We start from the raw sequence: 21,657 nt of genomic DNA on the forward strand, positions 1-21,657 counted from the left end.
CATTCATGGACCAACGCCTAAGGAGGATATTCACGATGGCTGTAATGGTAATGACGAAAGACAACATCAAAGAAACTGTCGAGAACAACCAACTTGTGATCATAGATTTTTGGGCAACCTGGTGTGGGCCTTGCCGTCGTTTTGCGCCTATCTTTGAGGCCGTTGCCTTAAAGCATCCCGATGTGGTGTTTGCAAAAGTAGACACAGATGCTGAGCTGGAGCTGGCTTCGCAGTTTGAGATTAAGTCAATTCCTACTCTGGCAGTTATTAAAGAGGGCGATATTATTTTTGTGCAGCCAGGTGCTTTACCCGAAGAAATCCTCGAACAGGTTGTAGAAAAATCAAAAGAAATCGACATGGAAGAAGTCCGCAAACAAAATTCTTAGAAATAAGATGCCAGGGCTCTATTTAATTGATAGATAGGGCCCCATGAAAAAGACTCTATTCGCTCTTATTTTATCAGCTTCTTCATACTCTCAAGCCATTACTTGGGAGGTCTATGGTCCTTGCGACGACAAGCCCGTTCATCACGGCAAAGTCGATGTCGATTTAAATAAGTCGGTTGGGGACATCACGGTCGCAATTTTCGATGCGAACAAAATTCCTTATATCGGCGGGCCTGAAGGCATGAACTCTATCATCAATACGCCGACGGGGTTGGATTCGTTAGAAATTGTTTCTAACTCCGAAATGCGCGCCTACGGCTGGTGTTATGCGATCAACGGCAGCACTCCTTACAAAATGCCCAACGTGCTGAATCTGAAGTCTCAAGATGACAGACTTGTTTGGTATTATGGCTACACCACGAACAAAGAAAATGTGTGGCAGGACGATATGTGTACACCGGCGTTCTGGGTTCGTTCTGAACAATTTTGTCCGAAGAAGAAATAAAAAAAGCCCGATGGAAACATCGGGCTTTTTAGTTTTTAAATCAATTCGAAACTATTTTACGATCTTAACGTGTTTGATCACAACAGCTTCAACTGGGCGGTCCATCGGACCCGTTTTAGAGTTCTCGATAGAGTGAACTACGTCCATACCTTCAACAACTTCACCGAACACTGTGTGACGGCCATCCAACCAAGGAGTTGGAACAGTTGTTACGAAGAACTGTGATCCGTTTGTATTTGGACCTGCGTTCGCCATAGAAAGGATGCCTGGTTTATCGTGTTTTTGTTGGCCAGGAGTGAACTCGTCTTCAAAACGGTAACCTGGGCCGCCAGTTCCAGTTCCAAGTGGGCAACCACCTTGAATCATGAAATCTTTGATAACACGGTGGAATACCAAACCGTCATAAAATGGCTTTTTTACTTTGCTGCCAGTTTTAGGATCAGTCCATTCTTTCGTGCCTTCAGCCAAACCTACGAAGTTTTCAACTGTCTTAGGCGCTTTATCGCTCAAAAGCTTAACTTTAAAGTTCCCTTTAGTTGTTTCAAATAGTGCGAACATTTCCTTATTTCCCTTCTTCGTCGTTTTTGCGTCGGTCTTTGCGTCTGCGCGGAAACTGAAAGCCGCTAACAAGAATGCAAATAGGTAAATCCAAAATACCTTTTTAATATCGATATTCTTCGACATTTTTACTCCCTGACTTTTGTCCAACTCTCTCACTATTAGTGAGGCTGCCTGCGAGGGTCAAGTGCCTTCAGGAGTGTAATATTCCCGTTGATCAGACGAGAAACTTCCAGTTGTAATTCATCAGGAGAAATTTGGAGCGCTAAGGCAAGCGCTTGAAAGGACTCGTGATTTGACTGCAGTTCGACGAGTGATTCTGACGCAACAAGTTGTAGCATTTGTTCAATTTGACGCAATCGATCGTAATTCTGTTGAAGAACAGATCCTTCGGCTCCCATGGCCGCAAAAAAACTCGTCGTATTTGAATTCTTAGGAGTGATTTTGTGAAAAAGGACAAAGGCTTGCGCCGCAAGTTCTACGTCCACCAAACCGCCTTCGCTGTATTTTAAGTTCGATGCGGACGGCACCACAAGTTGCGTGCGGATTTTTTCAAGCTCCAAAAGATCCGCATCTGTGAGGCCACGATGGATATAGGATTGCAAAGGAGACACTTCGTCGCTCCCAATAAAGCGCGCCTTTAAATAAGCCTGTCGCTCCCAAGCCGAGGCTTCTTTCGACAGATAATCTTCTAAATCTTTGCGAGGAATTACGATGGGACCTGCTTTTCCAGAAGGACGAAGACGCATATCTATAGAATAGATATTTCCTCCGCGATGCGGTTCAGTCAGCCGGGTGATAAATCTTTTAGCGACTTTAAAATCATTTTCCGTGGGTTCATCAGGAACGACGAAAAGAAAATCTAGATCTGATCTAAACCCTAATTCTTCTCCGCCCCATTTTCCTAAAGCCAAAACTTGAATGGCAGAAGGGTGATCGCGCTTCAAAGCGCGCAATAGATTTTCAACAACGAGATCCGCAGTTGACGTCAGATTCTTAACCAATACAGGCAGATTTTTGTCTTCGAGATACTGACTTCCATTGATGACTTCCGAAAGAAGCTTTTTTTCCGCAAGTTCTTCCAATAAAGATCCAAGATCTTCTGAAAGTTTGTCCTGCATGCGATACACGAAACTGTCTAGTAGTTCTGGCCGATTGCAAAGAATGCGTGATAGATAGGGTGAATGACCAAAAAGCCAAGCCAGCTCTTGCAATAATTCCTTTTCTCGCAAAAGCATCGAAAAGAAGGAAGCTTTCGCACGTGTACCATGAATAAAATCTTTTAAAAGCAAAAGCCCACGATGGATGTCCCCTTTTTGTTCACGCAAGGTTTCTAAGAAGGCTGCTAAAAACGCTTTACGGGCAAGCTCGTCGCGATTTTTATTTCGCGAAAGAACTTCTTGGCCCAGAATTTCCTGCCAAAGTTCTTGAATTTGATTTTCCGGAAGGCCGAGCTTTTTTAACTCTTGTTCTAAAGAAAGATCCGAAGGAGCTTCACCAAGAAGTCCTTTCACGATTTGATCACAGCGTTTCATCTGCGAGGGGAGGCTTTTTAGTGACTGCGTGATGAACTCTGGGTGTTCGTCTTGTGTATTGATCAAATGTGTCTGTTCATCGTTAAGTGCTTGAACATAGTTTTCGATACTTCGTAAATTCCAGTAGTGCGACTTCAAGAACTCCGCTTCATCCGAAGGCAAAAGATGCTTTTGACTGAGAAGATTCAACGCTTCCGTGGTTCCACGCACTTGCAGGTCGGGATCTTTGCCTCCGTGAATGACTTGCAAAGCATGAGCAAAAAGTTCGACGTCTCGGATGCCGCCGACACCGAGCTTCAAATCAATCACATCTGCTGTCGTTCTGGCCCAATAGTGACTTTGAATTTTGGAGCGCAAAGTTTTTAAGTCTTCTAGAAGTGTAAAGTCCAAGTGCTTGCGAAATGAAAACTTTTTCGAAAAAGAAAGGACTTCCCTTTCAACATCGCTATCACCACAGATGGGTCGCAGACGGACAAATGCCAATCTTTCCCAAGTTTCGCCGTAGTTGCCGTAATAGTCTTTGAATTGATCTAACGTGGGAATGAGCGGACCCTGCTTTCCCCCGGGTCGTAAATCAAAATCCACGCGAAATACAAATCCCTGGAAAGTTCTTTCCGTCAGAAGCTTTTGAAATTTACGAAGAGACGAAAGCGAAACATCATTCCCGGTTTCAGCAACCAGCAAAACATCTACGTCAGAGCTTAGATTCAATTCTAACGAACCCAACTTGCCCAGGGCAAAGAGGGCTATTTTCTGTCCTGAAAAACAATGTTGAAATGCGATTTTTAGAAGACTCTCTGCAGAGTGACTCCACTCAAGACAGATTTTTGGGGCGGATTCAGAGTTGTTTTTTGAAGCCAGAGCGAAGCGAGACCAGATCTCGTTTCGCTCTTTTCTAAGTTGTTCCTCTAAAGGAAGATTACTCAAGGTTTTTAGACCACTTCGGCTTGTAGTAGTTGTAGTTGTCTGTCGTCACGCGACGCTCTTCAGTTCCGTCGACTGTGGAAATATAGATCTGATTTTTTCCAGTGCGGTTGCTTGTGTACATGACAAAGCGACCATCCGGAGAGAAGGAAGGATCTTCATTGCTAGCCCATTTTCCGTTGGGCTGTTTTGCGGAAGTCAGACGAATCATTCCAGTGCCATCCGCATTCATCACGAAGATGTCGAAGTGATCTTCACTTTGACCCGCGAACGCGATTTTGGATCCGTCTGGAGACCAACTTGGCGAAGAGTTAAACACGCCCGCGAAAGTGATACGTTTCACCGCCGAACCATCGCCATTGGCTGTGTAAATCATCGGACGACCGGCGCGATCTGAAGAAAACGCAAGTTTTCCGTCATTAGACAGAGTGGGTTCTACGTTCATTGCTCCCGAAGGACCGTTAGTGATTTTACCCACCAAAGTTCCATCCAAAGTCATTTTGTAGATATCAGGATTGTTTCCCTGAGAGATCGTCAAATAAATGTGACGATTGTCTGGCGAAAACGCCGCTCCTGAATTAATCCCTTGGCGATAAGAAATTAAAGAGCGACGGCCCGAAGCCAAGTCTAATAGAAGCATGTCTGCGTTTCTGAATTTAGCACCAACACGTTTCACGTAAGAAGTGTAAGCGATTTTCTTTCCGTCAGGAGACCACGCCGGAGAAATTGAAATACTGCGATGGCTGGAAACCTGATCCATATTCGCGCCATCCCAGTCCATCACAAAAATCTCTTTTGTTTGCGCGCCGGCGCGATCTGAAGACGCCACAACTTTTGAAAGGAAAGGGCCTTCTTTACCAGTTAAAGCTTTAAGAACGTCGTTAGAGAATGTATGAGCAATACGACGTGCGCTCGAAACCGGCCCTTTATACTTTTTGCCTGCGATCAAGTTCGCACGAGGGACGTGGTAAAGGTAAGTTTCTAAAGTGAGTTCATTGCCTACAATAGAATATCCTGCGCGAATCAAGAAGTCGGCCCCAATAGCTGACCAGCTTTGAAACTTAAATCCATTTGGAGAACCCGGTGCGGGCATCAAACCCGTTTTGCTAGTGTCTTCAAGGAAAGCGCTTTGGCTGATGAACTGGAAATAGGCCGACACTGTCAGATCATTAGTGATGGTATTAAAGATCTCTACACCGACAGATTGATTTTTGGAACCCGATGAAGGAGAGCCAAAATATTGCAGAGCGGGCAAAGCCAAAAGACTTTTCTTTGTACGAGCTTCACCAAGTTTAATATAGATACCGCTCGATTGAGCTTGAGCGAACAAAGGACAAATACTTAGTACAAGGAGCAAGGCTAAGAGCTGCTTCATCATGTGTGATCTCCTATTCTGGGAATCCAATCAGAATTCCATCTACGGATACGATGGCTAAAAACTTCTCTGGCGGCGCAGGGAAGGGAGCCGACTTATCAATAGTTTGTAATACTTCCTCATCGTAACTGGGATTTCCACTGCTTTTAACAATTTTTCTTCCCAAAATGTTGCCACGTGAATCAATGAAAACTACGGCTTGGGCTTTGAAGTCTCGCTTCGCCAACCACTCGGGAAGGGCCCAATTGTTTTTGATATGTTTATCTAAGTCAGAGGCGTATGTGTCATGTTGAAGTTTCGTGAGTCCGGTCAACGAAGTTCCCGGTGACAACACATTGCCTTTGATTTTTTGCGCACCGGAATCAGATTTTCCCGCACCGGCTGCGGCCTTTCGCTTTTCTTCAGCGACATCGTTTTTGATCTTATCTAAAGCCGCCATGGCTTTGAGTTTATCCAGCGCGTTTTGTTGCTGTGATTTTACTTTTTCAAGATTTACGCCGTCTTCTTTTTTAGCAACAGGTTTTGCGGGCTCAGGCTTTGGCGGAGTTTTCTTTTCAACCACTTTTTCAGGTGGTTTTTCCACAGTTTTTTCCTCGGCCTGATTCTTTTCTGGCAAAGCGGCCTTGGCCTCTTCTTTCGCGGGCGCAGGCAAAGTTTTAGGTTCTACCTTATCCGGAAGTCCCACCATATCAACTCGGACCGCTTGAGAAAAATCAATAGGCTCGGGCGTAAAGAAAACAGCCTTCAGTGTGAACACTGAAATAATAGCCGCGTGCAGAGCAATAGAGATCCCTATGCCGCGAGAGAGTTGGTCATCATGCTGTTTTTCTTCTTCTAAGTAGTTCACTGATCTTTTGGAACCGTGATAAGGCCGATGTTAAAGATCCCTGCAGCACGTACTTCCGCCATGGCTTCCGCGACGAAGCCGTAATCTACTTTGCGGTCTGCTTGGATATAAACTTGTTTGTTCTTTTTATTTTCAAAGATGGCTTTTAATTTTGGACGAAGCTCGTTCATGGCAATTTTCGTTTTTGCCACGGTCATTTTTTGGTCCGGCCCAATAACCAAAACAAAAGGTTCCTCGTTCAATTCGACTCCCGACGACGATGTCTTCGGAAGATCCACTTCGATCCCTTGTTGCATCAGCGGAGTCGTCACCATGAACATAATGAGAAGTACCAGCATGACGTCCACCAAAGGCGTCACGTTGATCTCACTTAATGTTGCGCGGCTTTTTGATTTTCCGCCCCCATTACCCATTCCCACGATTAGTTTCCTTGGAAGAAGTTGCGTTTAACAATATTCAAGAAGTCTGCGTTGAAGTTGTTCAAAGCGATTTCTTGTTTGCGAATGCGAGAGATAAAATTGTTATACAAAACAACGGCTGGAATTGCCGCCGCAAGACCGATCGCTGTTGCAATCAATGCTTCCGAGATACCAGGAGCAACAACTGCAAGGCTTGCTGTACCAGTTTGACCGATTTTGTGGAAAGAACCCATGATCCCCCAAACCGTTCCGAAAAGACCGATGAAAGGACCTGTACTTCCTGTTGTCGCTAGAACAGTTAAACGAGATTCCAATTTAGAAATTTCGTTTTCAGAAGCCTTATTAAGAACACGTTGAAGATTGTCGATGCCTGAAAGAATTGGCTTATCGCCCTCTGTTTTCGCTAGCAAAGGCGATTCAGAGATCTTCTTCATTTCAAGGTATGCCGCTTTAAACACACGCGCGATTGAAGAGTCGTTGTACTGGTCGATGTCTTCATAAAGAGTGTCCAGAGAATTCACTTTCCAGAATTTGCTTAAGAAAAGCTCGTCCGAGTTAGTCATCTTCTTAAACGTTTGATATTTCGTAAATCCGATGGCCCAACAAAACACGGAAAGCAGAATAAGGATAAGAAGAGTTAATTGGACAACAGGGCTAGCTTGAAAAATCGCATCCATGGAGCTTGTGTTCACTGACACAGAGGGTGCGGCCTGAGCCACGTTAACAAATAAAGCGGACATATCTTGACCTCCGATATGGGACGCATCGATCCCTAAGGTAAAAAGATATGTCCAAATGGTCCTGAGTTCAACCTATTGAGCAGGACCTTGGCCGAGAAGATGAAGTAATTGTGGTAAATTGTCCGTGATCAAACCATCTGCCTTGTAGCGACTCGCTTCAGCAAATTGAGATTCACTTTGAATAGGACCCAAGAAAATTCTTTTTTTGCGACGACGCATTTCTTCAATGATGTCGTCATTGAATGCGGGGCGTTTCATCAAAGTAAATGGTGCGATGAAAACATCTCCAGCAAATTGCGTCGATGGAAGAATCCACATCGAATCAAATGTCAGCATACGCATAAGATCCGGAGTGCTCGTTCCATACACCCACTCTGGCTTGATCTCTTTGATCGTTTTCATAATGATCAAGGCGTCACTTTGAATAAGAGTTCGCTCGTTGGGTTTTAAATCTTGGATCGTACTAACCAGCGTCGTATGCGCGTCAGCCACGTTATCAACGACATTCAGGATGAAGCGAGTTTGCGGAAACTGTTCGTAGTATTCTTTGAGGGCCGGGGTGGTTTTATAGAACTCGTTGATTTGCTCCCATGGATATTCATTCAGCTTTCCACCAATCATGATAGGTGTTGAGGGATTTTCCTCTTGCAGCTTGTGTTTCATGTCTAGGAATTCAACATCGCGAGAAGCGGGCAAAATAAAAGGCGTCTTTTCGCGAGAAAAGCGCACATCCAACCAAAGAACGACGTCAGACTTGGTTTTGATCGCCTGTTGCGCTTTTTCCAGAGTGTCCGCTTTTACGATAATCAGCGGAGCAGGGCCCGAAAAGAAGGCGTGCTCGTAAGCTTTATAGTGTTGGCCCAGGCCCCAAATACGGGCGGACAAAATAAGAATACCGACGACGGCAAGGCTGCAAATGGTAATGAAAAAGATTCTCATAAGACCTTCGTATAGCATTCTAAAGCATTGAAATCAGCAAATTTTTCCAAAACTAAGCGATTCTTTTCTGTCACAGTCTTAAATACGTTAAAATTAGGCGTATTTACCCTTGTTTTTCATTTCACTTTCGTTTAGAAACGGGGTCATAGCCCTACTGTGGACGCACATTTAGATGCCCACTGAAAGCAGCTCAAAAAGAGCAGAGAACGAATCATGAACAAGATCAACCGCAAACTCGAATACGCCCTCATGGCTTTAAAGCACATGAGTAAAAAGATTCCTGGCGAATTGACGTCCGCGAAAGAAGTTTCCGATTCTTTTAATACGCCTTTTGATGCGACAGCTCGAGTTATGCAACAAATGGCACAAAAAGGAATTCTTCGCGCCGAATATGGTGCTAACGGTGGTTATCAAATCACGAAGGATCTTTCTAAAGTCTCTATCCACGATCTTGTGGAAATCATCGAAGGCCCAACGGCTTTGGTGAAATGCCTTCACAAAGAGGCTCCTTGTGAAATTCAAGGAACTTGCAACATCGTTTCCCCCATCACTCAACTTAATCATCGTCTCACGGAATTCTATCGAAGCCTGAGTTTGAAAGAGCTGCTTGTGGATAAATCATCATTAGCTGGCAAAAAGTCAGCGGAGGCAGAGGCTCATGGACAATAAATCCTCCAACAACCCTCTTGAGTCTTACGAATACAAATACGGTTTTACGACAGATATCGAAACCGACGACGTTCAAAAAGGTTTGAACGAAGACATCATTCGTTTGATCTCGCAAAAGAAAAATGAACCTGAATGGATGTTAGAATATCGCCTGAAGGCTTATCGTCATTGGTTAACAATGGTTGAGCCCACATGGGCGCATGTTTCTTATCCAAAGATTGATTTCCAGGATATTCGTTACTATTCCGCTCCGAAAAAACAGGCGGAAGCCGACAAACCAAAATCTTTGGACGATTTAGATCCCGAGTTGATCAAGACGTTTGAAAAGCTGGGCATCCCTTTGTCAGAGCAAAAGCGTATTTCTGGTATTGCCGTTGACGTAGTTTTTGACTCTGTCTCTGTCGGCACAACACACACAGAAGTTTTGGATAAAGCCGGAGTTATCTTCTGCTCTATTTCTGAAGCTGTGCAAAAGCACCCAGAGCTCGTTAAAAAATATTTGGGTTCGGTTGTTCCCTACACTGACAACTACTATGCGGCTTTGAACGCAGCTGTTTTTACAGATGGTTCGTTCTGCTACATCCCTAAAGGTGTTCGTTGTCCGATTGATCTTTCCACTTACTTCCGTATCAATGCGAAAGACACCGGTCAGTTTGAAAGAACTCTTTTGGTTTGCGATGAAGGTGGTTACGTGAATTATCTTGAGGGCTGTACGGCGCCTCAACGTGACGAAAACCAATTGCATGCCGCTGTTGTTGAATTGGTAGCTTTGGACGATGCAGAGATTAAGTATTCGACAGTTCAAAACTGGTATACGGGTGATAAAGAAGGCCGCGGTGGTATCTACAACTTCGTAACGAAGCGTGGAAAAGCGGCCGGCAAACGTTCAAAAATTTCTTGGACTCAAGTGGAGTCAGGCTCTGCGATCACTTGGAAATATCCTTCTTGTATCTTGCAAGGCGATTATTCTGAAGGTGCTTTCTATTCTGTGGCTTTGACTCATGATCTGATGCAAGCCGATACCGGCACGAAGATGATCCACATCGGTAAGAATACAAAGAGCACGATCATCTCTAAAGGTATTTCAACGGATAAGTCTTCAAATGCTTACCGTGGCCAAGTAAAAATCATGCCTTCAGCAGAAAACGCGCGAAATTATTCTCAGTGTGATTCGATGCTTGTGGGCGATAAGTGCAGTGCCAGCACTTATCCTTATATTGAAGTGAAAAATAAGTCTGCCATGATTGAGCACGAAGCGACGACTTCACGTATTAGTGAAGATCAGATCTTCTATTTGCAATCTCGTGGTTTGGATATGGAAAAAACAATTTCGATGCTCGTTAACGGTTTCTGTAAAGAGGTCTTTAAAGAATTGCCTCTAGAATTTGCCGTAGAAGCCGTGAAGTTGATTGAAATGAAATTGGAAAATAGCGTGGGTTAATCCCGCGACGTAAAGGTAAGAGTTATGTTAGAAATTAAAAACCTCCACGCACGTGTTGAAGAAAAAGAAATTCTTAAAGGCTTGAACCTGACAATCAAGCCAGGTGAAGTTCATGCGATCATGGGACCCAACGGTTCTGGTAAATCTACTTTATCTAAAGTTCTTGCGGGTCACCCTGCATATGAAGTGACTGGCGGAGAAGTAAAGTATGAAGTGAACTTCCAAATGAAAAACCTTTTGGAACTTGAGCCAGACGAAAGAGCCAAAGAAGGTATCTTCTTGGCATTCCAATATCCTATCGAAGTTCCAGGCGTTTCAAACTTTACGTTCTTGCATACGTCTTTTAATTCGATCTTGCAACATCAAGGTTCTGAGCCAATGCCTGAAGGGGAGTTCCGTGAATTCCTAGTTCAGAAATTAAAGCTTGTTGGTATGAAGCCCGAGTACTTGGATCGCCCTGTAAACACCGGTTTCTCTGGCGGTGAAAAGAAGAAAAATGAAATTCTGCAAATGGCGGTTTTATCTCCGCGCTTAGCTCTTCTTGACGAGACGGATTCAGGTCTTGATATCGATGCTCTTCGCATTGTTTCTGAAGGTGTGAACAAGCTTCGTCGTAAAGACAACGCGATCGTGATGGTCACTCACTATCAAAGACTTCTTGATTATATCAAGCCTGATTACGTTCATGTTTTGTTGGGTGGAAAAATCGTTGAAACAGGCGATAGCTCTTTGGCCCTGAAACTTGAAGACAAAGGGTATGACTGGTTGACGTAAGTCAGCCGTCGAGGTGAAGAAATGAATTTGCTTTCAACCTATGAAAAATTCAGTCAAACACAACCGGCAGAAGGAGCTCTAGCGTCCTTCCGTCAGGCTGGCTTTGACTATGCCTCTCGCAAGGGTCTTCCGACTCGTAAAGATGAAGAGTGGCATTATACCAGCGTAAAAGTTCTGGGCGAAACTGAGTACACTCCGAGTGCAGTGAATCCTTTTGAGCCTAGCCACGACACAGTGGTGACGATCAAAAAGTATTTGAATCCAGAATTTATCAACATCGTTTTCTTTAACGGTGTTTTGAATAAAACTTTATCTGAAGAATTGCCGATGGGCTTTTCTTTGCGTGAGCTTTCAGAGTATCCGACTCAATTCGATGATACTTTTGATGCTCTCAACGGCGCTTATCTTTCTAAGCCGTTTGTTCTTTCGTTGGCGAAAGAAACCTCTGTGGAAAAACCTGTGAATTTCGTGTTTTTCACTTCTACAGAAGGCGGCAAAGCCTTGATGGTGAATCCGCGTATTTCAGTAAACATCGGTGCGCGTTCATCTGTTAAGATTTTGGAAAGCTACTATGGACAAGCCACTTCTTACTTCGTGAACTCTGTGATGGATCTTCACGTAGGTGAAAGTGCGAAAGTCGTGTACGTGCGTGTGCAAGGCGAAGGAGAGGCGGCCGTGAATATCGGTCGCACTCGTCTGACAGTTGAAAAGAATGCGAACGTAGAAAGCTTGGCTTTTGCGACGGGTGCGATGTTATCTCGTCACTCTTTAGATGTGACTTTAACGGGCCAAGGTTCTTCGACAGAGATCTTGGGCGTTTATGCTGTCAGCGGCAAACAACATGTGGATAACACTTCCTTGATCAACCATCAGGTTGGTGAGTGTCACACGAATCAGCTTTATAAAGGCATTTTGGATGGAGAGTCCCGCTCCGTATTTAGCGGTAAAGTTCTTATTCAAAAAGGCGCGCAGAAAGCCGATTCAGCTCAGCTTAATAATAATTTGCTTTTAAGCTCTAAGGCTGAAGCGGATAGCAAGCCGGGCTTAGAAGTTTATGCTGATGACGTAAAGGCAGCGCACGGTTCGACGGTGGGTCAATTGAATCGCGAAGAGCTTTTCTATTTACAATCACGTGCGATTCCCAAGTCAAAAGCGATTCCGATGCTAAGCTACGGTTTTCTTTCTGAAGTTATTTATAAAATTTCTGACGACAGCATTCAAAAATGGCTGACTCGTCATTTGGATGAAGCGTTCACGCGTCTTCATGTAATTGGATAAGAAATGAGTCAACTAGAGCAGATCTTCACCTCCGTAAGAAATGAATTCCCTGCCCTGACACAAAAGGTGCATGGGAAGAATTTGATTTATTTGGATAGCGGCGCAACAACGTTGAAGCCGAAGTCGGTGATTGATCGTATTACTCATTTTTATTCTTTCGAAACTTCCAACGTGCACCGTGGCGCGCATTACCTGGGTGATGTTGCTACTCAAGCCTTTGAGTCTGCTCGCAATAGCGTGGCTCAGTTCTTAAATGCCCGTATGCCAGAAGAAATCGTTTTTGTTCGTGGAACCACTGAGGGTGTGAACCTTGTTGCTCACTCGTGGGCGATGATGAATCTAAAAGAAGGCGATGAAATTCTTATTACGGTGATGGAGCATCACGGGAATATCGTTCCTTGGCAAATGGTCGCCGAAAAAGTCGGTGCGAAAGTGTTAGCCGCAGATATTTTAGATAATGGCGAACTGAATATTGAAGATTTCAAAAAGAAACTTTCTTCTAAAACAAAAATGGTGGCTTTCACGGGCTGCTCGAATGTTTTAGGCACGAACAATGATATGAAACTTTTGACGAAGCTTGCTCATGAAGTGGGCGCAAAAGTTCTTATTGATGGTGCCCAAGTTGTTTCTCAAGCCAAAGTGGATGTCCAGGATATCGATTGTGATTTCTTTGTATTCTCGGCTCACAAGGTTTTCGGACCTTTTGGTATGGGTGTGGTTTACGGAAAAAAAGAAATTCTTGATGGAATGTCTCCGTATCAAGGTGGCGGCAGTATGATTGCTAAAGTCACTGTTGAAAAGACGACTTACAACGACGTGCCTTTCCGTTTTGAAGCGGGAACACCGCATATTGAAGGCGCGGTCGGATTGCACGCGGCGATCGATTTCGTCAACCGTATCGGACTCGATAAAATCCACAGCTATGAAATGGATCTTTTAAAGTATGCGACTGAAAAGTTGTCAGCGATTCCAGATGTGAAAATCTTCGGAACTTCTGAAAACAAAGGTCCTATTCTTTCCTTTAATATTAAAGGGGCTCACCATTCTGACGTAGGTCAAATCCTAGATCAGGAAGGTGTAGCGGTTCGCGCGGGCCACCATTGCACTCAGCCTTTAATGACTAGACTGGGTGTTCCTGGAACCGTTCGCGCTTCTTTTTCCGTGTATAATAATCATCAAGATGTTGATGCTTTAGTAAAAGCCGTGGTGAAAGCCCGGGAGATGTTGTTATGAGCAGCCAAGATGTACTCATCCGTATTCAAGCGACTCCGAACCCTAATGCTTGGAAATTTGTATTGGATCGCCCTGTTTTGAATGAAGGTAAAGCCACTTATGCTGATGCCAAAGAAGCTGATCAAAGCTTGCTGGCTTCCGCTTTGTTTCAAGTTGATGGTGTTCGTCAGGTTCACTTCTTCCAGAACGTGATCACGATCACGCACAACTTCGATGCGGACCCTGAAGAAATTCAAAAAAATGTTTGTGCCGTGATTCAAACGCGCATGCCGGTGCACAATCCAAATCAAACGCAAATGGACGAAAAGAAATTGCGTCGTGCTAGTCTTCCGCCAGAAGTTCAGCGCATTGAAGAGATTTTGGATGAAACAGTTCGTCCTGGTCTGCAAGGTGATGGTGGTGACTTAGATGTGGTGAAATACGAAGACAATAAGCTTTACGTGTTTTATCAAGGGGCTTGCGGAACTTGCCCTAGCGCCACGTCAGGAACCTTGATGGCGATCGAAGGAATTCTTCGTGATCAGTTCAATTCCGAAATCGAAGTGATTCCGGTTTAATTTTTCTTATCGGCCGACTGGTTTAGACTCGGGACCGAGTTGTTCATCAGCGGCCTTTTTCATTTCAACTGCCACAGACTCCCAAGTATCTTCGGGACGACTGACGACAACGGCAGAGCTTCCCATTTTTTCTTCTCCGCGCGAGCCCGAGGCCTGCAAGGAAATCATGCGCTGCTTTTCTTTATTAAATCCGCTGACGGTTAATCTTACTTCAACGATCTGACCCATTTTAACGTTAGCAAGGCTGTCGCTAAGCTGACCCTCAACGACTTGCACGTCTTCAGGGATGGCCCAGACATACGAAAGATCGCTGGTCATCTCTTGATTCACTAAAATTCGACCTACGAGGTTTACATCTGAGTTTCCTGAATCAGGAATTTCAGTCGGAGCCACTTCAACTTTTAGAAGAGCAAGATGTTTTCCCACGGGAACTGGCATCCAGAACTTGCTTTTCACCGAAGCAGGTTCACGCTTTTTATCTTTATTGGAAACATAGGCCCAACCTGTGATTCCAAAAATAAGAGCTACGAATAAAGTTAAGGCTGTTCTGTACCGCATAGCTGCTGGGATCCTTTTCTAATTGTGTACGTCGACGAGCCGGCCATCTGCCAGTTGTCTTTTCCGTAAGCATTGATTTTCACATTGAGCATGTAATAGCCCGCTGGCAATCCGCTCAAAGAAACAGTTTCTGAACTTGAGGCCACGGTTCTACTTTGTTTCGCAATGTAAGGGCTTTTGTAATTTGCGTACCAATAGTCATCTTCGAAGTAGACGTAAGATCCGTAGTAAAGAATTAGATCAAGATCTGGCGGATAACTACCAGACGTAGAGATATCAATCGAAAGTGTCGCAGACCCGCCATCGTGTTTATAAAGATAGAAGTCATTATTCTTTTGTTGATTGGAGCGACGGACTGAATCCGAAGTGCTCATCTTAACTTCAGCGGCACCACCGTTGAAAGTCACGCCACTGCAAGTGCCGGCAGATAAGAAATAGGCATAATCCTGCGTAGTTTTATTCTGCTTTTCTTCAGTCAAAATGTCATTCCACTGAGTCGTATCGAAATTACTTTGATCTAAGAGCCAGTTAAACAATCCCACGTTAGGAATAGGATATTTTGCCGTATTTGCGAGGCTTAGACTTAAGGGATTCGCACGATTGTGGCTCGATGTATCTTCCCCTGCAAAAACCTTCCAAATATTTGCAAACGTCACTCCTCCGCCTGGTTTTAAAGTGTCGTAGCTTGAAGATGTGCTGCGAGTAGATTTATAAAGCGTACGAGCGATTGAAACTTCGCGGAAGGTTCCAGTCCCTGCAAGGTCTGAGTTCACGTTGTCGGGTTGCGAGGTGTCTGTGCCAACTGCGGCAAGATTGAAGGAAATACCAATACAGGTCGAACATCCACCTTTGTATCCGTATGTATCCACGTAATAGTGGAATTTTTTAGAGGTCGGAATGCGATCTTCAGATGCAGAATTTCCTTTGGCATCGGCACCAGTAAGAATAGCGCCTTGAAGATAGTTTGCCCAGCCTTCACTCCAAGCTAAGCGCGCATCAATGATAAAGTTACCGTTGTGCGATCCACCCGGAGATTCAGAGTTTCCGTAAACGTCTTCTAAGAAATGACCGTATTCATGAAGAATCACGGAGTCGTCAAAGTGATCGGTGTCTGACCCCTTAACATCGCCATTAACTCCGCCAAGAATATAAAGCTTTCTTTCTCCTGGAGAATAAAAGGATAGGGGACTTGATGAATTGAAGTAAGAATAAGGATTAAAGCCGGCCTTCCAATAGACGGTCACTTTTTCAGCCACCCACCATTTGTTAGTGTTGGTTTCTGGTTGTCCCGCTACAGTGCCGTTCTTGTTAATGTTGCGACGAATGTATTCGTTAGCTAACAAGATATCGTACATGATATTGAAAGCGCCACCTTCAACTTTTGAAGAGATGGCCTCGTTCGCTTCTGCATATACAGGAGACGACGTAAGATCTAACGTTCCTGACGTCACATTGGAACTTCCAATCGTAAACGTTTTGGAAATGGAGTACGGAGTATTGGCATAGATATCTTCAAGCACGCTAACTTTAAGGTAGTCGTTGTAAGCGCGGGAGAAGACTCTCAAGGTATAAGTTCCCGTAGTCTTGGGCATTTCAAAGATGGCAACGCCTTGAGTATTTGTTTCGCCTTGTTGCACGCGGTTGCCGCCAGAGTCGTAAACATGGAATTCAGCGAACGGAATTGGGAATGCATTGGCTGCGGATACGACAGCGCCTAGTCCATTACGATTTCCAGAGTCTTCAGGAATATTGAAAGTAAGCGCACGATAAAGAAACTTCGCTGGAATCGTGACCACCACCGGATCACTGACATCCTTGGGACTGCCATAGTAGGCAGGTTCCGCCGAGGCCGGTCTAGAAGCATAGTCATTCGGCGAAAAGCCGCCACCACCGCATGCAGTAATAGATAACGAGAGGATGCAAATAGCAGCCGCTAAAATCCTTGATTTCATAAGGAACTTATCGGCCTTAAAAAGGCATGACTGAACGCGGGTTTAGATGGAATTTTCTTTTAAATTTGTCGCAAATTGACGAAGTTTTTTGCAGGACTGTCTCAAGAAGAAACGCTTGAAAAAATAAAAAAAGGCTCGATGGCCACTCTGAAAACTAAACCTCTATAGCTAAGGTGGGTGACCATGGTAACAACTTTAGGCTTCTCAATACGAGTTGAGCTTGCACACCATTGTCAGGGACAGTCCCCGTGATTATGCTTGTAAGGTTTATTTTCGATGAGCTTTACGCCGTCGAACCCTTAAAAACATTCTATCATGGAAGTTCGTCCCGTCAATTAAACCGGACTCTTACTTTGTGGCAAAGCTCCGATAAATTGCTTATGACACCAGAAAAGCTCGATTTTATTTTTCCGTTCTTCGTTTTTTTCTATGGACTGTTAATGGTCTTTGTGCTGGAAAACCCTTACCTGGCGCGGGTTGGCCAAGAGCGCATGGGCGAGATGTATCAAAATCTTGCTCGTCACAAATCTCTTGGCTGGGTGTGTTTCTTCGTCGGTGGCCTGTGGTCCGCACAAAACGTGTGGTATTCATCTCTGTAAGTTGACTCTCAATGTATTGACTCAAGAAGCGGGGGAGACTAACTTCTGCTTCCATGTCAGATGCTCCAAATCAACCTCTTCGCAAAACGGATGTCTCAGCTCAAGCCACTCTCGGCGCGGCTGATATATTAACGAAATCCAGTGAGCCTTCGATTCTTTCTATTGAACAACTGAATGTCTACATCAAGCAGTTACTAGAAGGCCAAGTGGGCATGGTGTGGGTGAAGGGCGAGATCTCGAACTTTAAGGCTCACTCTTCGGGGCATTTTTATTTCAGTCTGAAAGATCCGAAGTCGCAGATTACCGCTGTGATGTTCCGGGGCCATAATTCTCGTTTAAAGTTTAAGCCGACTGACGGTATGGAAGTGATCGTTCGTGGCCGTATCACGGTGTACGAACCTCGCGGGAACTATCAGCTGATGTGTGAAATGATGGAGCCCGTAGGCGCCGGTGCTTTGCAAAAAGCGTTTGAGCAACTGAAGGCGAAACTTAAGGCCGAGGGTCTTTTTGAAAGCTCTCGTAAGAAAGCCATTCCGACATTTCCCCGCCACATTGCTGTTGTGACTTCACCAACGGGAGCGGCGATTCGAGATATTTTAAATGTCTTATCTCGTCGTGCAAAATCCATTCAGGTCACTGTGGTGCCGACCGTAGTACAAGGCGAAGGGGCTGCCCCACAAATTTGCGAAGCACTTAAAAAAGCGATGAAGCTTCCAGGTGTTGACGTGGTCATCGTTGGTCGCGGCGGCGGTTCTATAGAAGACATGTGGTGCTTCAATGATGAGACTTTAGCGCGTCTTATTGCCTCTAGCTCCATTCCGATTATTTCTGCTGTAGGACACGAGATCGATTTTACCATTGCCGATTTTGTAGCAGATTTACGCGCACCAACTCCGTCAGCAGCGGCAGAGCTTGTAGCAAAAAGTTCCGGCGAGCTTGTGAATAAAGTCAAATCATTGGAACGCATGCTTCACATGTCTTTTGAAAAGAAGATGAAGCACTTACGCGAAAAGATGTTGGGACTGTCAAAACGATTGGTAGATCCTAAGCGCCGTTTGCAAGATTTAGAATTAAGAAACGATGATTTGTTAAATCGCTTGGAATTTGCGATGAATCGTTTGTTGAAAGAGCGTTCTCACCGTGTCGAGCTTTTGACAGAAAAGCTGGGCTCGCCGCAAGATCTGATCGATGAAAAACGAAAAGACCTTCAGTATCTTAAAGCGCGTACGGAAAAAGCACTTCTCTTTTCCATTGAGAAAAAACATGCTCGCATGTCACGTCTGATGGGTATTCTAGATAGCTTAAGTCCGCTGAAAGTCGTGGAGCGTGGCTACTCGATTGTTACAAAAAATAATGAAGTTATTAAATCTGCGAACCAAGTGAAAAAAGGCGATATGATCGACGTACGCCTGGCACAGGGTTCGTTGACGGCTGTCGTTGATAGCGTGAAAGGTGAATAAATGGATTTCGAGAAAAAATTAAACCGCCTAGAAGAAATCGTTCAAAAGATGGAAAAAGGCGATCTTGCGCTGGAAGATTCTTTGAAGCTTTTTGAAGAAGGCGTGAAGCTTTCCCGCGAATGCCATCAGCGTTTGAATGAGGCTGAAAGCAAAGTAAAACTTTTAATGTCTGTCGGAGCTGATGGACAACCGGTTGTTACAGATTTCTCTTCAGAGGAAAACTAAGCTTGGATTTGGCAATTCAGTTAGATCAAGAAATTGCAGCGCGTGTTCGGTCCGTGAATCAGTATGTGGATAGCTATCTTGAGTCCATGGATCTTCCCCACGGACCTGCCATTGCTGAACTAAGAAAGTCGATGCTGTATTCAGCAACGAACGGCGGCAAGCGCTTCCGTCCCGTCCTTTCAGTTTTAGTCGGTGAACTTTTTGGTTGTCCTGCAGAGAAGATCCTTCCCTTTGCAACAGCAGTGGAACTTGTTCATACTTACTCCCTTATCCATGACGATCTTCCATGCATGGATAACGACGACCTTCGCCGTGGCAAGCCCACCAATCATAAAGTTTATGGCGAAGATTTCGCATTGCTTGCCGGTGATGCTCTTTTAACCGAAGCCTTCTATTTAATTTCAGACAAGTATAGCGACTCAACATTTCTGGTTGGTCAATTAGTGCGCCTTCTTTCTTCAGCGGCGGGAATTCGCGGCATGGTCGGTGGTCAAGCGATTGATCTTCGCCCGGGCACACGCAAAATGACGAAAGATGAAATCGCGCATTTGCATTTATTAAAAACAGGAGCCCTTATCCGTGTGGCCGTCGAAGGTGCCGCGGTGATAGCAGGTGCTCGCCCTTCAGATATTGAACATCTCAAAAAGTTTGGAGAAGGATTAGGTTTAGCCTTCCAAGTGGCCGATGACGTTTTAGATCATGGGGAAAAGGATCAAGATATCCGCAGTTTCACAGGGATTCTGGGGCTTGAAGGTACGAAATCTTACCTTCAAGAAGTCAGTTCAGCCGCTTTGCAAGAATTGCATAAGGTATCTGCCGATGCTCCGATGTTAGAGTACTTGATCAGCTTTAATCAAAAACGTCAGGTGTAATCATGTCTGAAAAGCAGCGCCTGGATGTCTATCTTGTTGAAAAGGGATTGGCCCAGTCGCGCACTCACGCACAAGAATTGATTGAAGCAGGACAAGTTTTTCTTGTTGAGGGAACTCAACGACGCGTCTTAAAAAAAGCCAGTCAGTCTGTTTCTACTGAAAACTCCGTCATCGTTGAAGCCGGTCCCGCGAATAGATTTGTGTCTCGAGGTGGGTTGAAGCTTGAAGGGGCTTTGCAGCATGTGAAGCTTTCCACTAAAGATTTAAATGTTTTAGACGTTGGAATTTCGACGGGGGGATTTACAGATTGCCTTCTTCAGTCGGGTGCCAAGTTTATCCTTGGTGTTGACGTCGGACACGGACAAGTTCACAGCAGCCTTTTAAAAAATCCAAAACTTAAAGTCTGCGAGGGCGTCAATGCTCGTGGTCTTTCCAAAGAAACTTCGGTTCTTCAGTATGTCCCTAAAGAAAAATTTGATCTAATCGTGATGGACGTTTCGTTCATATCGATCAGCTTGATAATTCCAGAACTTTCTTCTTTCCTAAACTCTCAAGGCGCATTGCTGAGCTTAGTAAAACCCCAGTTTGAAGTGGGCGTCGAAGGCTTGGGTAAGGGCGGCATAGTTAAAGACGAAAGTCTTTATGCCGAAGTGGAAAAGAAAATTCGCGAAGTTTGCGCACAAAGTTCGTTTGAAGTCCTGGATTATTTCCCTTCACCCATCGAAGGCAAAGATGGAAACCGTGAGTTCTTCATTTATTGTCGTCATTTAAATAGAATCTGACAAAGTTGGGTGCTAGGATCATTTAAATAAAAAAGGGGAAACAATGCGATTGATATTCTCTCTAGGTTTCATTTCTTCTTTGATCTTTGTTGTGGGCTGTCAGTCCATTCGCACGCGCGAGGACATGCGTAAGCCACCGCAGCCGCGTCCAAGCCAAACCCCACAACAGCCGACTCCACAGCCGCCACCCATTGAATCTGATGATGACGAGGAAGTTGCTGAAGTTCCAGCTCCGCCACCTCCTCCGGCCCCTGTTATTCCTACAATGCCTAAGATTGGAATTATCTTAGGGGCTGGTGGTGCAAAAACTTATGCGCACATTGGATTTCTTCATGAACTCTCTCGCGCCAAAGTTCCTGTTCACGCAATTGGAGGCGTTGAGTTTGCAGCACCCATGGCGGCCTTATTCGCGAATAAAGAACAAGCTAACGATGTTGAATGGCAGATGTTTAAGCTCAAAGGTGAAGACGTTATTAAAACGTCTTTATTGGGTTCGGTAAGTAAAAACGCCGATGTGACGATCTTAAAAGATTTTGTGGGGACCGCATTTAATCGGGCTAAGGCCGAAGACTTCCGCATCCCTTTTGCTTGCCCTTCTTACAACATGAAGAAGAATCAAGTCTATCTGATGAATCGTGGTGCCTTAGATCAACTCATGTACCTTTGCATGGCCTATCCGCCATTCTTTAAGCCGTATCAAGCCCAAAATATTTCTGGAGTTCGCGATGTGACGGCATTAGCCAATTATCTGCGTAGTAAAGGGGCCAACTACATCGTTCTTGTAAACGTGCTTCAGCCGCCAGGAGGCAAAAATTATACATTGGATGCTGCGGCAACTGACAACGTCCTATGGAATGAGATTGCAGGTCTGTATAATAAGCCTTTTGCGGGTGTGGATACTGTTGTTTACTTAGACACAACCAATTATGGTATTATGGATTTTGATAAGCGTCGCGAGATCATGAATAAGGGAGCTGATTCAGCTGCTCGCCAATTGAAAACTCTGACTCGCAAATGGGGACTGTAGGA

Annotated in this window: 23 protein-coding genes and 1 other RNA gene; 14 read left to right on the top strand and 10 right to left on the bottom strand. The window is 44.7% G+C overall.

The window, feature by feature from the left end; genetic code table 11:
* Nucleotides 1-5 precede the first annotated feature (5 nt).
* Both trxA and ACLWBD_RS00780 read left to right on the top strand, forming a co-directional pair.
* Nucleotides 6-386 carry a thioredoxin gene (trxA, locus tag ACLWBD_RS00775; protein ID WP_301335609.1) on the top strand — a complete coding sequence of 127 codons (381 nt, stop codon included), beginning with the start codon at nt 6-8 and terminating at the stop codon, nt 384-386.
* 43 nt (nt 387-429) lie between these two features.
* Nucleotides 430-891, top strand: coding sequence for a hypothetical protein (locus tag ACLWBD_RS00780; RefSeq protein WP_063206001.1), 462 nt, complete (start codon nt 430-432; stop codon nt 889-891).
* A gap of 51 nt (nt 892-942) precedes the next feature.
* Here the strand turns inward: ACLWBD_RS00780 and ACLWBD_RS00785 are convergent, their stop codons facing one another.
* The 7 genes from ACLWBD_RS00785 to ACLWBD_RS00815 all read right to left on the bottom strand — a co-directional run bounded on the left by ACLWBD_RS00785 (nt 943) and on the right by ACLWBD_RS00815 (nt 8,228).
* Nucleotides 943-1,449: a peptidylprolyl isomerase gene (locus tag ACLWBD_RS00785; protein ID WP_063206609.1), complete on the bottom strand. Its 507-nt coding sequence runs from the start codon at nt 1,447-1,449 to the stop codon at nt 943-945.
* Nucleotides 1,450-1,610: 161 nt separating this feature from the next.
* Nucleotides 1,611-3,911, bottom strand: a complete 2,301-nt coding sequence (locus tag ACLWBD_RS00790) for a glutamine-synthetase adenylyltransferase (RefSeq protein WP_413569211.1) — start codon at nt 3,909-3,911, stop codon at nt 1,611-1,613.
* Nucleotides 3,904-5,286 (bottom strand): PD40 domain-containing protein, encoded by a 1,383-nt coding sequence (locus ACLWBD_RS00795; protein ID WP_063206004.1) that lies wholly within the window; start codon nt 5,284-5,286, stop codon nt 3,904-3,906. Before ACLWBD_RS00795 ends, ACLWBD_RS00790 begins: the two co-directional genes overlap by 8 nt.
* Nucleotides 5,287-5,296: 10 nt before the next feature.
* Nucleotides 5,297-6,130 (bottom strand): energy transducer TonB, encoded by an 834-nt coding sequence (locus ACLWBD_RS00800; RefSeq protein ID WP_413569212.1) that lies wholly within the window; start codon nt 6,128-6,130, stop codon nt 5,297-5,299.
* Entirely contained in the window at nt 6,127-6,543 is a 417-nt protein-coding gene (locus tag ACLWBD_RS00805; protein ID WP_063206610.1) for an ExbD/TolR family protein, read from the bottom strand. Before ACLWBD_RS00805 ends, ACLWBD_RS00800 begins: the two co-directional genes overlap by 4 nt.
* Before the next feature lie 8 nt (nt 6,544-6,551).
* Complete coding sequence (gene tolQ / locus ACLWBD_RS00810) at nt 6,552-7,289, bottom strand: protein TolQ (RefSeq protein ID WP_063206008.1); 738 nt, start codon at nt 7,287-7,289, stop codon at nt 6,552-6,554.
* A 72-nt stretch (nt 7,290-7,361) separates the two neighbouring features.
* Nucleotides 7,362-8,228 (bottom strand): hypothetical protein, encoded by an 867-nt coding sequence (locus ACLWBD_RS00815; protein WP_413569213.1) that lies wholly within the window; start codon nt 8,226-8,228, stop codon nt 7,362-7,364.
* A 213-nt stretch (nt 8,229-8,441) separates the two neighbouring features.
* On the opposite strand from ACLWBD_RS00815, the gene ACLWBD_RS00820 reads away from it, so the two are divergent.
* From ACLWBD_RS00820 to ACLWBD_RS00845, 6 genes are read left to right on the top strand one after another with little or no spacing between them, the layout of a single operon-like run.
* A complete protein-coding gene (locus ACLWBD_RS00820; protein ID WP_063206012.1) occupies nt 8,442-8,897 on the top strand; it encodes an RrF2 family transcriptional regulator in 456 nt (151 codons plus the stop codon).
* A complete protein-coding gene (sufB, locus tag ACLWBD_RS00825) occupies nt 8,887-10,338 on the top strand; it encodes a Fe-S cluster assembly protein SufB (protein ID WP_063206013.1) in 1,452 nt (483 codons plus the stop codon). The genes ACLWBD_RS00820 and sufB overlap by 11 nt, the downstream gene beginning before the upstream one ends.
* 24 nt (nt 10,339-10,362) lie before the next feature.
* Nucleotides 10,363-11,112 (top strand): Fe-S cluster assembly ATPase SufC, encoded by a 750-nt coding sequence (gene sufC, locus ACLWBD_RS00830; RefSeq protein ID WP_041872487.1) that lies wholly within the window; start codon nt 10,363-10,365, stop codon nt 11,110-11,112.
* Nucleotides 11,113-11,133: 21 nt separating this feature from the next.
* A complete protein-coding gene (gene sufD, locus ACLWBD_RS00835) occupies nt 11,134-12,390 on the top strand; it encodes a Fe-S cluster assembly protein SufD (protein WP_413569214.1) in 1,257 nt (418 codons plus the stop codon).
* A 3-nt stretch (nt 12,391-12,393) separates the two neighbouring features.
* Nucleotides 12,394-13,623: an aminotransferase class V-fold PLP-dependent enzyme gene (locus ACLWBD_RS00840; RefSeq protein ID WP_413569215.1), complete on the top strand. Its 1,230-nt coding sequence runs from the start codon at nt 12,394-12,396 to the stop codon at nt 13,621-13,623.
* Nucleotides 13,620-14,180 (top strand): NifU family protein, encoded by a 561-nt coding sequence (locus tag ACLWBD_RS00845; protein ID WP_413569216.1) that lies wholly within the window; start codon nt 13,620-13,622, stop codon nt 14,178-14,180. Before ACLWBD_RS00840 ends, ACLWBD_RS00845 begins: the two co-directional genes overlap by 4 nt.
* A 6-nt stretch (nt 14,181-14,186) precedes the next feature.
* On the opposite strand, the gene ACLWBD_RS00850 is transcribed toward ACLWBD_RS00845, so the two are convergent.
* The 3 genes from ACLWBD_RS00850 to ssrS all read right to left on the bottom strand — a co-directional run bounded on the left by ACLWBD_RS00850 (nt 14,187) and on the right by ssrS (nt 16,993).
* A complete protein-coding gene (locus tag ACLWBD_RS00850; RefSeq protein ID WP_413569217.1) occupies nt 14,187-14,738 on the bottom strand; it encodes a hypothetical protein in 552 nt (183 codons plus the stop codon).
* The gene (locus ACLWBD_RS00855) at nt 14,717-16,690 is read right to left on the bottom strand and encodes a hypothetical protein (RefSeq protein ID WP_413569218.1); all 1,974 of its coding nucleotides are present in this window, start codon (nt 16,688-16,690) and stop codon (nt 14,717-14,719) included. The genes ACLWBD_RS00850 and ACLWBD_RS00855 overlap by 22 nt, the downstream gene beginning before the upstream one ends.
* A gap of 126 nt (nt 16,691-16,816) precedes the next feature.
* A non-coding RNA gene (gene ssrS, locus ACLWBD_RS00860) (6S RNA) lies at nt 16,817-16,993 on the bottom strand.
* A 77-nt stretch (nt 16,994-17,070) separates the two neighbouring features.
* Between ssrS and ACLWBD_RS00865 the strand changes: the two genes are divergently transcribed.
* The 6 genes from ACLWBD_RS00865 to ACLWBD_RS00890 are packed head-to-tail and all read left to right on the top strand — an operon-like array spanning nt 17,071 to nt 21,655.
* Entirely contained in the window at nt 17,071-17,289 is a 219-nt protein-coding gene (locus ACLWBD_RS00865) for a hypothetical protein (RefSeq protein WP_041872473.1), read from the top strand.
* A 53-nt stretch (nt 17,290-17,342) separates the two neighbouring features.
* On the top strand, nt 17,343-18,749 hold the full coding sequence (gene xseA / locus ACLWBD_RS00870) for an exodeoxyribonuclease VII large subunit (protein WP_413569219.1): 1,407 nt from the start codon (nt 17,343-17,345) through the stop codon (nt 18,747-18,749).
* Nucleotides 18,750-18,974 carry an exodeoxyribonuclease VII small subunit gene (locus ACLWBD_RS00875; protein WP_063206020.1) on the top strand — a complete coding sequence of 75 codons (225 nt, stop codon included), beginning with the start codon at nt 18,750-18,752 and terminating at the stop codon, nt 18,972-18,974.
* A 2-nt stretch (nt 18,975-18,976) separates the two neighbouring features.
* A complete protein-coding gene (locus ACLWBD_RS00880; protein ID WP_413569220.1) occupies nt 18,977-19,846 on the top strand; it encodes a polyprenyl synthetase family protein in 870 nt (289 codons plus the stop codon).
* Nucleotides 19,847-19,848: 2 nt separating this feature from the next.
* A complete protein-coding gene (locus ACLWBD_RS00885; RefSeq protein ID WP_413569221.1) occupies nt 19,849-20,628 on the top strand; it encodes a TlyA family RNA methyltransferase in 780 nt (259 codons plus the stop codon).
* 43 nt (nt 20,629-20,671) lie between these two features.
* Complete coding sequence (locus tag ACLWBD_RS00890) at nt 20,672-21,655, top strand: patatin-like phospholipase family protein (protein WP_063206023.1); 984 nt, start codon at nt 20,672-20,674, stop codon at nt 21,653-21,655.
* Nucleotides 21,656-21,657 lie beyond the last annotated feature (2 nt).

Origin of the sequence: Bdellovibrio sp. HCB117 (genome assembly GCF_047305915.1) — a bacterium.
GTDB classification, from domain to species: Bacteria; Bdellovibrionota; Bdellovibrionia; order Bdellovibrionales; family Bdellovibrionaceae; genus Bdellovibrio; species Bdellovibrio bacteriovorus_B.